Here is an 11,724-nt window from a genome sequence, read left to right on the forward strand (position 1 = left end):
TCACCGGTCCGGCCGTTCCCGGCTACTCGATGTCGCGGTCGTCGGCCAGGTCGCGGATAGCTGTGGCCTGAAGCCGTAACAGGCTGGTGACGTAACCATCTTCCCATTCCGGCCCAACCGACAGGGTGCCCCGGACAAGCACCGGCTCTCCATAGTTGTTCAGTTTCATCTTCCCGGCGCGAACCAGAATCATGTGCTGGAGCATGGGTGGCGCGCCAAAGCAGCAGCCATTGGCCGACTGGGTCAGGAGAAACTCGGTCTCTCCGGTAGGGCTGTACAGCGGCAGGGCAAAGCCGGCAATTTCGACCTGCTTGCCGTCAAGCGCCTGAAGTGCCGCCGGAGGCGGCGTTGGTGTCGTGGCGCGTGGGTCAAAGTCGTAGTTGAGGTTTTTGATGTAGTCGAAGCGGAGACGGATGACATCCCCCTGAACGTCCAGCGGCCGGCTTGCGCTGGATGACGGCCGAACTGCCGGTTGTGGGGCCAGCAGGCTACCGACAACCATCAGCAACAGCAGCCCGCCCAGCCCAAAGTAAGGCGCATGTGCGCGCAGGTATGCGGAAAAGCGAGACATCCGTAATCCGTAAGGCACAGAGGATAAAGCCACATCCAGGGAAGCTGGCAGGTTCCGGCACGACCGGCATCAATGGTACGCCAGTTTATCCAGCGCCCGCTCTGCCGCGGCCAGCGTCGCTTCAACAACTTCATCCGTGTGGGCCAGGCCCATAAAGGCGGCTTCGTATTGTGACGGCGGCAGGTAAACCCCTTCGTGCAGCATGGCGTGGAAGAAGCGCCCGAAAAGCGCCGTGTCGCTTTTGGAGGCCGAGTCCCAGTCGGTCACTTCGCCGTCGGTGAAAAAGATCGTAAACATCGAGCCCACCCGGTTGAGTGTCGCCGGAAGGCCCGCCTTGCGGATAAGCTGGAGCAGCCCTTCAGAAACCTTTTTGGTCTGCCGGTCAAGCTGTTCGTACACGCCAGGCTGCTGGAGCAGGCGCAGCGTGGTCAGTCCGGCCGTCATAGCGACCGGGTTCCCGGACAGCGTGCCGGCCTGATAGACCGGGCCGGCCGGGGCAACGCAGTCCATGATGTCGGCCCGTCCGCCATAGGCTGCGGCCGGCAAGCCCCCGCCCATGACTTTCCCCAGGCAGGTCATATCCGGCAGGACACCGTAAAGCTCCTGCGCGCCGCCGCGCGCCAGCCGGAAGCCGGTCATCACCTCATCAAAGATGAGAACCGCACCATGCTTTTGCGTCAGGTCACGCAGCCCCTGCAAGTAGCCTGGCCTGGGTGGGACGCAGCCCATATTGCCCACAACCGGCTCGACGATGACAGCCGCAATGTCATCGGGGTACGCCGCAAATGCCGCCTCGACGGCTGCCAGGTCGTTATATGGAACCGTGATGGTCTGCTGGGAAACTTCAGCCGGCACGCCTGGACTGTCTGGCAGCCCCAGCGTCGCTACGCCGGAGCCGGCCTTGACCAGAAAAGCGTCTCCGTGACCGTGGTAGCAGCCAATAAACTTGACGATTTTGCGGCGTCCCGTAAAGCCGCGCGCCACGCGGATGGCCGCCATCGTGGCTTCCGTTCCGCTGCTCACCATGCGGACTTTTTCGATGGAAGGCACGAGGGAAACGATGAGTTCGGCGATTTCGACTTCGAGTTCCGTCGGCGCGCCAAATGAAGTGCCGCGTTCGATGACCGAGTGGATGGCTGCCAGAACTTCCGGGTGTGCGTGTCCCAGAATCATCGGCCCCCACGAGCCGATGTAGTCCACGTAACGTTTGCCATCCACATCGGTCATGTAGGGGCCGTGGGCCGAGCGGATGAACAGAGGCGTCCCACCCACGCCCCGAAAGGCCCGAACAGGACTGTTGACACCGCCGGGAATCACGGCGCGGGCTTGCTCAAAAAGGGTTTCGGAACGGCTGGGACTCACTTTTTCAGTTTCCATCGTGATTGGCATGGTCGCTTTGCATTGAGGAACAGGAAAAAGGTCTTGGGGTTCAGCGTGGTTGTGGTGAATCCGAAAGGGAGAGCACCGAATGGCCACGGCTACCTTATGACCGTGGCGCACATCAACCTTCACCGTTGCTGACAGCTTTTAGCGCCAACCCGTGTGCGAGTCAAAGGGCGGACGAAGAGTGGCTCCGGCTCACGGAGGGGGCGCCATGGTCGCCTCAAGAGCGTGCAGCAGCTCTCTGGCGCTGGCGTCCCGCCCCTCGGCCAGTTCCAGACCGCGCCGCAGTTCGTTGCGCGCCGCTTCGGCCTCTCCAACGGTAATGTACGCACGCCCGGCGCAGTAGCGCACGTCGGGCTGCTCCTTGAGCGCCTCTGGCAGCCCGGCGTACCGTTCGAGCAGTTCGAGCAGGCGGTCCGTGCCCGGCTTGGTGGCTGTCTGGTTCACCGGGCGCAGGTTGCCGGGGTTGTCACTCCGGGTGAGTTCGTTTCCGATCAGAAACTGAGTTTCATCGGCCAGGGTGGTCAGCAGGTTCTCGAACGTGTCCGCCGAGGCACCTTCATACTGGTCAAAAGCCGTCCGGTAGGCCGCCAGAGCCGCCGGTTTGTCACCTTTGAAACTGAGCGCAATGGCCAGGTTTTCATACGCCAGCGGGTAGAGTCCCTGGCGGAGAGCAATGGCTTTCCGAAACGCCTCAATCGCCGCATCGAGTTCGGGGGTGCCCTTGAGCTGACTGCGCAGCAGGCGGACATTGCCCAGGTTGAGGTAGGCCTCCGGGAAGTTTGGCTGCTGCCGGACGGCTGTCTGAAATTCCCGGATGGCCGCATCGTACGCCGCCCGCTTCTCGTACAGCCGCCCCAAGTTGTAGTGCGCCAGGGCGTAGCCTGCTTCCGGCTCCCGACCGCCCGGCACAGGTTTACCCAGGGCGGCCCGAAAGGCCTGTTCGGCGCGCTCCAGATCGCCCAGCGCCTCATACAGCAGCCCCAGGTTGTTCCAGGCTTCACGAAACTGGGGGCGGAGCTTGATGGCCGTCTGATAGCTGGCTATAGCGGCTTCCAGCTCGCCACGGTGCGACTGCGCCATGCCCAGATTGAAGTGGGCGTTGGCCAGCCGTGGGGAGATGGCAAGCGCCGCCTGGTAGGCCTGGATGGCACGGTCAATGTCGCCGGTGCGATAGCAGGCTACCCCAAGGTTGACCTGCGCGGCCGCATCCCTGGGGTTGAGAGCCAGAACGGCCAGGAACTTGTCCCGTGCGTCCGCTTCCCGGCCCAGCTCCAGAAGCACACGTCCCCAGCCGGCAAGGGCTTCGGTAGCTTTCGGGTTGGCTTGCAGGGCCTGCTGGTAGAGCGGAATGGCCTCCTGATACCTGCCTTTGGCAGCCAGGACAGCGGCCCGCTCCGTGAGCGTCGGCTGGCGTTTCGGCAGGGTGATGACCTGCTGTTCGGTACGGGCCAGTGCCTCACCGACCTGCTGGATGCCGCGTTTCTGGGCAATTTCGATGGGAACCACCCGCAGCGCCGAAGTGCGGGCGCTGATGGTGGGATCAATCCGCAGCGAGGTTGTCCGTGACCGTTCTGCTGTCGGATCAATCCGCAGCGAGGATGGGTTTTGGTCGGGCCCCCGGACCCACCAGAACCCAAAGGTTTCGTAACCTCCGGTGACGGCAAGAAAGCACAGCGAGGCGACGATTGGTGTGGTCCGTGGTGCGTAAGGCATACCGCATCTTTGCCCGAACGTTGTCTTGCAACGCCAAGGTGCAATATAGTTTGGCAGGACGTAGAGCAACAAGTTGCATACTGGCCTGGCTCAGCGTTTCTGTCCGTTTCCGTCTGCATGGCTGCGATGGGTGTGTTGTTTTCGTATGAATGTCGAAACTGCGAGTCTGCTCGAACTCGGCGCTGTGATTGACGGAAAGTACCGGATTGATGCGCTGCTTGGGCAGGGCGGGATGGGGAAGGTGTTCCGTGTCACCCACCTTCAACTGAAAAAGACCTTTGCGCTGAAGGTGATGCTGTTCGACGTTGTCCGCAACGCCGAAGAGCGGCAGCACCGGCTGGCGCGCTTCCGGCGCGAGGCAGAAGCGCTGGCCCGGATCAGCCACCCCAACATCGTCATGGTGACGGATTTCGGGACGCTGGGCGAGGAACAGGTGCCCTACATCGTCATGGAGTTCATCGAGGGGACGACCTTGCGCGAACACTGCCGGGAACTTGGACCGGCACCCATCGAATTTGCCCTCGAAGTGACGTGCCAAATCTGCGCCGGTCTCCACACGGCGCACACCCAGGGCATCATTCACCGCGACCTGAAACCGGAAAATGTCATCCTGCAAACGTTGCCCGATGGGACAACCATGGCGCGGGTTCTGGATTTCGGCATTGCCAAACTTGCTCGTGAAGGCGGGGAAAAAAACGAAACCCTCACGCGCGAAAGTCCGGGAATCGGCTCGCCCGGCACGCCGAAATACATGGCGCCGGAACAAATCCTGGGGCAGCCGAGTGATCCGCGCACGGACGTGTTTGCCATCAACCTCATGCTCTACGAGATGCTGGCTGGTGCGCCGCCCAGTGTACCGGTCATCCTCGCCGAGCCAAAGCCGCTCTCCGAGCTTCGGCCGGACGTACCGGTTGAACTCGACGCCATCATCAGGCGGGGCCTGTCAAAGCTCCCGGAGGAGCGCCAACCCTCAGCGCTGGAGTTGAAACGCGAGCTGGAGGCGCTCGAAAAAACCTTGACCTTGGAAGCCGCACTGCGCGACCGCACGACGCCGCCGGATGTGCTTACAACAACGCCTGGCTTTTCTCCGGTCACCGGGCAGAACCGTCCGGTACTCCCGACGCTTCAGTTGGGGACGCTGTCGCCACCAGCGCGCACGGTGAGCGTGTGGCCCATCGCCCTTGGGTTGCTGCTGCTCGTGGCTGGGGGCGGCTGGTTTTTCTACCCGCAGATCAGCGCCGCGCTGAGTGGTAAGCCATACCTCTCACCAACGGCACTGCCCGCCGACCTGCAACCCAAGATGGTCGTTGTTCCAGGTGGCGAGACGCTGATCGGGACCAACCGGGGCGATAAGCTCTCCATCCCGGAGTTCAAAACGACCATTTTGCCCTTTCGGGTGTCGCAGACGCTTGTCAACAACGCTCAGTATGCGGAGTTCGTCAGGCGGACGAAGCATCGTGCGCCCACGACCTGGAACGGACCGTCACCACCGGTAAGCGATCTGGACAAGCCCGTGACTGGGGTGAGCTGGAATGACGCCGATGCCTACTGCCGGTGGCTTTCCCAGGAGACCGGTACGCGCTACCGGCTCATCAAGGAGTTTGAATGGGAATACCTGGCGCGCCAGCGTGACCGCAAGGGCGTCCGGGATTTGCTCGATACTGGTTTTCTGGAGTGGACGGCCGATAGCCTGACGGTCTATCCCGGCGGAAAAGGATTTGCGCCAAACCCCGACCTGCGTATCTTTCGTGGCCGGGATGACCGTGAAAATCCAAACGAAGGTGTCACCTACCGCTTTCCTCAGAAACCGGACTTTACCAACAATCGGCTGGGCTTCCGGGTTGCGGCCGATCCCAAGGGGGGAGGGGAATGATGTCCACGTCGGGCACGGTGGAGTCCTACAAATCCCTCATCGGACAAACCCTCAACGACAGCTACCGCGTCGAGAAGATGATCGGAAGTGGGGGGATGGGGGCTGTCTTTCTGGCCACCCACCTGACGCTGGGCAGCCCGGTGGCGATCAAGGTGCTTTCCCCGGCGCTGACCTCCGATCCTTCGCTGGTCAAACGTTTTCAGCGCGAGGCCAGGATTGGCGGCCAGCTTACACACCCCAACATCGTCCGGGTGCAGGACTTTGGCAAGACGCCCGACGGGCTGCTCTTCATGGTCATGGAGTACGTTGCCGGGGAAACCCTGGCAGCCCGGTTGTCCCGGGTCGGGAAGCTCTCGCTCGAAGAGTGCCTTGCCATTCTGGAGCCGCTGTGTGACGCGCTCGAACTGGCCCACGGCAAAAACCTCCTGCATCGTGACCTCAAACCAGCCAATGTCCTTGTTGGGGAACTCAACGGCCGCCTCACTGTCAAGCTCCTTGATTTTGGCATCGTCAAGCTGCTCCAGCCTGACGAACAGGTTTCCCAGTTGACGGCCGTCGGACAGGTCTTTGGGACGCCCCTCTACATGGCGCCCGAACATCTCATGGGGATGACCCTGACGCCCCAGGCCGACCTCTACAGCCTGGCCGTCATGACGTATGAACTGCTGACCGGGCAGCCCCCAGTGCAGCACGACGATCTGCGAAAGATGCTGGAGCTGAAAATGAAGCCTCCGCCTTCGGTGACGACCTACGTTGCGTCCCTTCCTGCCGGGTTGGATGGCGTCTTTGCCAAAGCACTCCACGCCAATCCCGAACAGCGGTATGCCACGGCTATGGACTTTTTCCGGGGCTTGCAGTCTGTTTACAAGCAAAAGACCCAGGAAATGCTTTCAGCCGCTTTTGCCAAACAATCCAGTTCGGTGACAGATGAGACCTCGGACACCACACGCCCCTCCAAAAGTTGGTTGGGAGGCTGGTGGAACAAGGTCTTTGGCAAGAAATCCTGAGCTTTGACGAAATCTGCCACTGGCAGTCAGGGGCACTGCCTGCCGATAAGGGGGAAGTATGTTTGAGAAAATACTCTTGGCAACCGATGGCTCTGAGACGGCGTTGAAAGCGGCCCGGGCCGCAGGTGAATTGGCCAGCAAAACCAACGGCTCCATCACACTGCTGTTTGTGATGGAGCCATTCAATGAAATGGCCTACATCAGCCTGCCCGGTTATGAGTTGGGTATTGACCCGGAAAAGGTCGCCCGTTTCCAGCGGGAATCCGCCAATGCGGTTCTGGAGCGCACGGCGGAAGTCCTGAAACCGTTTGGCGTGCCCTTTGTCACGCGCTATGAAATCGGCACTCCTTCCGCGACCATCGTTTCTGTGGCGGAAAACGAAGGGTTCGAGGTCATTGTCGTCGGGAGTCGTGGGCGTGGGCCGATTGCTTCGTTTTTGCTCGGCAGCGTGTGTGATCGCGTCATGCATCGGGCACACTGCCCGGTGTTGGTCATCAAATAGACGGCCGTAACCCGGTTGGTTTCACCGTGCCGGATGTGCGTCGGCAGTGTGTGTGTGGCTGGAAGTCAGCTCATGGTGATTGAGTCTCCGCCGCAATCGAAGTCGTCACCGGTACGGCCGCACGCGCGGACTTACCACCGGGCCTATCTGAACAACCTGCTGGCCAATCATTTCCATACGCCCCTCGTGGTCATCGAGGCGCCGGCCGGGTACGGCAAGACGACCCTGCTGAGTGCCGTGACGCATCGCTCCGGGGCACAAGTCGGCTGGTTGGCACTGGATGCTGCCGATGCTGCCCTGAATACCTTCATAGCCAACGTTTGCGCGGCGCTCTACCGCCTGCCAATCGTGCCCGACTACCAGGTTCTGGATACTCAGGACATTCGTTCGGCTGTCAAGCTTGTGGTGAGCAGCATGCGCGAGTTGGGTATCGAAACCCTGGTGCTGGACAACTTCGAGCACGTTGCCGATGTCCCGGCCATCAATCAGTTGATTGAGCAGGTGGCGGCTGAGTTGCCGCCGCCTGTGCAGCTCATCATTGCAACACAACGTACGCCGATCTTCAAACGTGCCGGTCGCAGCCGGGTGACACGTCTCGATGTCACCGAGTCGGATTTGCGTTTTGACCCGGAAGATGTCGTTGGTTATTTCGCCCAGGTGGCACGCTATGAGGTTAGCGCCGATGAAGGCGGGCTGATTGTCGAGCGGACGCAGGGACAGGCTGCCGCTGTCAACCTTGTCTTGCAGGTGGCTTATGGTCTGCCGTCGTATCTGCGCATCAACTTTGAGATGTTGTTGCCTGCTGCCAGCCAGGCGGTGATGGTGTCACTGTTGCGAGAATGTCTGCGGCGCGCGCCCGTGGCCTTTGATGAAGCCATTCACCTTCTCAGGAGCGGCGCGGACACGCCAGCGAGCCAGGCACTCTATCAGTTCCTGGCGGCTGCCAACTGTCTGGTACACACCCTCGATGATGAAGCGCGCACACTGGTCATTCATCCACTGCTGCGGGAGCTTTCCACCCGCCTGTAAAAGCTGACCGGGGGGCCGGTAAGCCGGCTGGCAGTTCACTTCCCTTGCTTTGGACAAGCACCTTGAACCGGTCGCCAAAGCCCCCCGGTACGAGAAAGTGCTTGAGTGCCAGACGTTCCTGGAGCGCTTCCCGTCCAAGTTCCGGCCGGGTTGCGGCAGCGAGCCGGTCAAGCAGCCCAAGCTGGATGAGGTAGTCGGCCTGCCGCGTCAACTGTACGCATCGCAAACCGTGGCGGATACCGTGGTTGACCAGCGCCGAAAAGTTAACGTCGGCGGTGAGGTCCTGTTGGCCGGGAGTGGCCAGGAGGTCTTCAGCGAGGCGATGGCGCGTGAAGCCCCGGATGGTGCCGGTTAGCCGCCCTGACAGATGGGGGCCTGTGTCACCGTAGTCAATGGTGATGAGATAGCCCCGCCCCAAGGCTGCGGCGGCCCTGGTGAGCCAGTCCAAAGCGTCCAGCGCGACTTCGCACTGCTCATCTTCAGCAAGCTCGATTTCACCCAAGGCCAAGTAAGCCATGAAGTCCTGGGGGCGGGTGGGCGTTCCCCAGACGAGACAGAGCTGATCCTGGCTGACTGACACCAGCCCTTCGAGATGTTGTCCCCGGCGGCAGGTGAGCAGGTGAACCGGCAGGGCATCCACAAGTTCATTCGAGAAGATCAGTCCGGTGACAGGAGTGCCTGACAGCTCATCCAGCGTCTGCCACCTGACCTGTTCCCGGAAAGCCGCCAGCCGTGCCGCCTGGGCGGCCCGCATGGCGGGGCTGTGTTCGTCAATGACATAACGCAGGTAGTGCAGGATGTGGGGCGCGTCCGTCGCCAGCGCCGTCAGAATGTCGGCTGCCAGGTCGCCCGTACCAGCGCCGCATTCGACGACCGTGAAATCCCCCGGCTGCCCCAGGGCCTGCCAGATGGCCTGTATCTGGCACGCCAGCAGTTTGCCGAAATGGCCCGCAATGCTGCTGGAGGTGTAGAAGTCGCCAGCGCGTCCGATGCGGTGGCTGGCGGTGGTGTAGTAACCGTCTGCCGGATCGTAGAGCGCCAGCGCCATGAAGTCACGAAAGGGCAGGGGGCCGTGATGGATAATACGGTCACGAATGAGGGCTTCCAGGCGGTTCATCGTCGTGTCCGGTTAGGGTGTACCCACCACCCGCAGCAGGTGATACGTACGCGCCCCTTTGCGCAGAACGCCATACTGCCCGCCAATCAGCCGTTCGCGGGTAATACGGGCGTGGACGGACTCGACCCGCTGGTTGTTGAAGTACAGTCCGCCCCCTTCGATAAGACGGCGCGCTTCGCTCTTTGAGCTGACCAGCCTGGCGGCTACAGCCAGATCGGATGGCAGTGCACCGTCGTCGGCAAACAGCGCCGCCGGGACCTCAGTTGAAGGTGCATCGTGAAAGACGGCAAGCAGGGTGTCCGCATCAATGTCCGTGATGGGATCCCCGCCGAACAGGATGTTGGTGGCCGCCAGCGCCGTCCGCAGGCCGGCTGCGCCGTGGACAAATTCCGTGACGGCTGCTGCCAGCGAACGTTGGGCCTCCCGTTTTTCCGGCGCTGTCGCCACGGCCGCTTCCAGGTCGGCTATCTCTGCAGCCGACAGAAACGTGAAAGCTTTCAGGTAGTTGATGACACTGGCATCTTCGGTGTTGAACCAGAACTGGTAAAACTCATACGGGGATGTGCGGTCATCGGTCAGCCACACGGCACCCTGTTCGGTTTTGCCGAACTTCGTGCCATCGGCCTTGGTGATGAGGGGCATGGTCAGCCCGTGGACGCTGCTTCCGCGCAGGCGACGGATGAGTTCAATGCCGGCCGTGATGTTGCCCCACTGGTCGCTGCCGCCGATTTGCAGGGTGCAGTCATAGCGGTCGTACAGTTCGAGATAGTCGCGTGCCTGAAGCAGCATGTAGCTGAACTCGGTGTAGGAGATTCCTGTCTCCAGGCGACGCCGGACAGATTCCTTGCCCAGCATCATGTTGATGGAGAAATGCTTGCCGGTTTCGCGGAGAAACGTCAGCAGCGGCAGGTGGCCGAGCCATTCCAGGTTGTTGACGAGGCAGGCGGCATTGGTGCCGGAGAAGTCAAGGAACCGGGATAGAAGGCGTTCAATAGCCTGCACGTTGGCCGCAATGGTGTCTGCATCCAGAAGCGGGCGTTCGGCCGTCTTGCCGCTGGGGTCGCCGATGAGACCTGTGCCACCGCCGGCCAGCGCTATGGGGCGGTGGCCGGCGCGCTGAAAGCGCACCAAGGTCAGAAGCGGCAGAAGATTGCCGACGTGCAGGCTGGGTGCCGTCGGGTCAAAGCCGGCATAGACAGTGAGGGGGTGGTGCTCCGTCAGGTGCCGGGGGAGATCGGGCGTGTAGTCTTGAACCAGTTGCCGCCAGGTCAGTTCATCGAAAAGTGTCATCATTGGGTTCAGAAAAACTTCTTGTGGCCAGGTTCACTGGCGAGTGAGCATAATCAGGGATCGGCTCCAGTCAGCCGGTAGGTCTGTTGCCCAGAGGCATACTTTTCGGCTTGTTTTGCCGATTTGAGCGTATGTATAGTCCATCCCACGGGGAGATTCAGGGAAACACACGCTTGGGGAAAGCAAGAGCTTGCCGAGGTGGTGTATCATATCGCTGGCCATCCGTCAGGTTTTTACTCCGAACCAACTGACCGAGATATTTTGAGACTGTGTGAGACGAGCATGACACTCAACACTACGGGCGAAATAGCCTGCTCTGTATGTGGCGCATCAAATGCTGCGGACTGGTTGTATTGCCAGCAATGTGGCTCTCCATTGAAATCTGAGCCGGCTTCCGTAGCGCGCTCGGCTTCTCCAAGCAGCGGAAAGCCGGGGGAACCTCCGGTTGATATTCCGCCGACGCTTGTGGCGCCACCGGTTGTTCCGCCGACTGTGGTTGCCCAGCCAGCGGTACCGCCGCCCGTGCCGCCGACAGTCGTGGCCCAGCCGGTTGTTCCGCCGACTGTGGTTGCCCAACCAGCGGTACCGCCACCCGTGCCGCCAACCGTAGTGGCTCAACCGTCTGTATCCACGCCCGTGCCGCCGACAGTCGTAGCCCAGCCGGTTGTTCCGCCGACTGTGGTTGCCCAACCAGCGGTACCGCCGCCTGTGCCGCCAACCGTAGTGGCTCAACCGTCGGTGCCCCCGCCTGTGCCACCCACGGTCATCGCGCGTTCCCCGGCAGCCGGTGGCGCGGCTGATACGGTTGTCTGTGACCAGTGCGGCAAAATCAATCCGGCGACCAACAGTTTCTGTGCTGGCTGTGGAGCACCTTTGCCCTCTCCGCTGATGAAGACCATCGTCCGTACGTCGGAACGCCCCCCAACGCGGGTAGCGCGTCTGTGTCTCATCCAGGAAGGCGGCGGAGACGGGGAAGTTTATGAAATCAAGGGGGATGAGCTGACGATTGGACGCAACTCAGGCGATATCCGATTTCCGCATGATGGCTACATGTCCGGCCGGCATGCCCGCATCATTCGCCGTGGCGATGAATTTATTCTTCAGGATGACAACTCGCGCAACGGCACGTTCAAGAAAATTGACGGCCCCGTGACACTTAAGTCCGGTGACATCCTGCTGATCGGAAAACAGTTGTTTCGCTTTGAGGTGTAGGGTGCCAAAATGCGGGACTATCCT

The 11,724-nt window shown here is 61.3% G+C and carries 10 protein-coding genes; 5 read left to right on the top strand and 5 right to left on the bottom strand.

Annotation, left to right across the window (positions count from 1 at the left end; all coding sequences use genetic code 11):
- Window positions 1–22 precede the first annotated feature (22 nt).
- The 3 genes from CABTHER_RS04335 to CABTHER_RS04345 form a co-directional block, all read right to left on the bottom strand.
- On the bottom strand, window positions 23–571 hold the full coding sequence (locus tag CABTHER_RS04335; RefSeq protein ID WP_014099373.1) for a DUF3299 domain-containing protein: 549 nt from the start codon (window positions 569–571) through the stop codon (window positions 23–25).
- A gap of 69 nt (window positions 572–640) precedes the next feature.
- On the bottom strand, window positions 641–1,960 hold the full coding sequence (hemL, locus tag CABTHER_RS04340; protein WP_014099374.1) for a glutamate-1-semialdehyde 2,1-aminomutase: 1,320 nt from the start codon (window positions 1,958–1,960) through the stop codon (window positions 641–643).
- A 189-nt stretch (window positions 1,961–2,149) separates the two neighbouring features.
- Window positions 2,150–3,670: a tetratricopeptide repeat protein gene (locus tag CABTHER_RS04345; protein ID WP_014099375.1), complete on the bottom strand. Its 1,521-nt coding sequence runs from the start codon at window positions 3,668–3,670 to the stop codon at window positions 2,150–2,152.
- A gap of 145 nt (window positions 3,671–3,815) precedes the next feature.
- On the opposite strand from CABTHER_RS04345, the gene CABTHER_RS15535 reads away from it, so the two are divergent.
- The 4 genes from CABTHER_RS15535 (at window position 3,816) to CABTHER_RS04365 (ending at window position 8,081) form a co-directional block, all read left to right on the top strand.
- A complete protein-coding gene (locus CABTHER_RS15535) occupies window positions 3,816–5,543 on the top strand; it encodes a bifunctional serine/threonine-protein kinase/formylglycine-generating enzyme family protein (RefSeq protein ID WP_014099376.1) in 1,728 nt (575 codons plus the stop codon).
- A complete protein-coding gene (locus tag CABTHER_RS04355) occupies window positions 5,543–6,550 on the top strand; it encodes a serine/threonine protein kinase (RefSeq protein ID WP_014099377.1) in 1,008 nt (335 codons plus the stop codon). The genes CABTHER_RS15535 and CABTHER_RS04355 overlap by 1 nt, the downstream gene beginning before the upstream one ends.
- A gap of 58 nt (window positions 6,551–6,608) precedes the next feature.
- Window positions 6,609–7,052, top strand: coding sequence for a universal stress protein (locus CABTHER_RS04360; RefSeq protein ID WP_014099378.1), 444 nt, complete (start codon window positions 6,609–6,611; stop codon window positions 7,050–7,052).
- 72 nt (window positions 7,053–7,124) lie between these two features.
- On the top strand, window positions 7,125–8,081 hold the full coding sequence (locus CABTHER_RS04365; RefSeq protein WP_041569077.1) for a MalT transcriptional regulator family protein: 957 nt from the start codon (window positions 7,125–7,127) through the stop codon (window positions 8,079–8,081).
- Here the strand turns inward: CABTHER_RS04365 and CABTHER_RS04370 are convergent.
- Window positions 8,041–9,198, bottom strand: coding sequence for a class I SAM-dependent methyltransferase (locus CABTHER_RS04370; protein ID WP_014099380.1), 1,158 nt, complete (start codon window positions 9,196–9,198; stop codon window positions 8,041–8,043). The two genes, CABTHER_RS04365 and CABTHER_RS04370, sit on opposite strands and share 41 nt — an antisense overlap.
- Window positions 9,199–9,210: 12 nt before the next feature.
- Entirely contained in the window at window positions 9,211–10,491 is a 1,281-nt protein-coding gene (gene tyrS / locus CABTHER_RS04375) for a tyrosine--tRNA ligase (protein ID WP_014099381.1), read from the bottom strand.
- A gap of 372 nt (window positions 10,492–10,863) precedes the next feature.
- On the opposite strand from tyrS, the gene CABTHER_RS16965 reads away from it, so the two are divergent.
- On the top strand, window positions 10,864–11,700 hold the full coding sequence (locus CABTHER_RS16965) for an FHA domain-containing protein (RefSeq protein ID WP_148263932.1): 837 nt from the start codon (window positions 10,864–10,866) through the stop codon (window positions 11,698–11,700).
- Window positions 11,701–11,724 lie beyond the last annotated feature (24 nt).

Origin of the sequence: Chloracidobacterium thermophilum B, assembly GCF_000226295.1 — a bacterium.
Taxonomy (GTDB): Bacteria; Acidobacteriota; Blastocatellia; order Chloracidobacteriales; family Chloracidobacteriaceae; genus Chloracidobacterium; species Chloracidobacterium thermophilum.

Bases quoted from the DNA above. Each gene is read 5' to 3' on its own strand.
- tyrS (WP_014099381.1), bottom strand. From the start codon at position 10,491: ATGATGACACTTTTCGATGAACTGACCTGGCGGCAACTGGTTCAAGAC.
- CABTHER_RS04345 (WP_014099375.1), bottom strand. From the start codon at position 3,670: ATGCCTTACGCACCACGGACCACACCAATCGTCGCCTCGCTGTGCTTT.
- hemL (WP_014099374.1), bottom strand. From the start codon at position 1,960: ATGCCAATCACGATGGAAACTGAAAAAGTGAGTCCCAGCCGTTCCGAA.
- CABTHER_RS04335 (WP_014099373.1), bottom strand. From the start codon at position 571: ATGTCTCGCTTTTCCGCATACCTGCGCGCACATGCGCCTTACTTTGGG.
- CABTHER_RS04370 (WP_014099380.1), bottom strand. From the start codon at position 9,198: ATGAACCGCCTGGAAGCCCTCATTCGTGACCGTATTATCCATCACGGC.
- CABTHER_RS04365 (WP_041569077.1), top strand. From the start codon at position 7,125: ATGGTGATTGAGTCTCCGCCGCAATCGAAGTCGTCACCGGTACGGCCG.
- CABTHER_RS04360 (WP_014099378.1), top strand. From the start codon at position 6,609: ATGTTTGAGAAAATACTCTTGGCAACCGATGGCTCTGAGACGGCGTTG.
- CABTHER_RS04355 (WP_014099377.1), top strand. From the start codon at position 5,543: ATGTCCACGTCGGGCACGGTGGAGTCCTACAAATCCCTCATCGGACAA.
- CABTHER_RS15535 (WP_014099376.1), top strand. From the start codon at position 3,816: ATGAATGTCGAAACTGCGAGTCTGCTCGAACTCGGCGCTGTGATTGAC.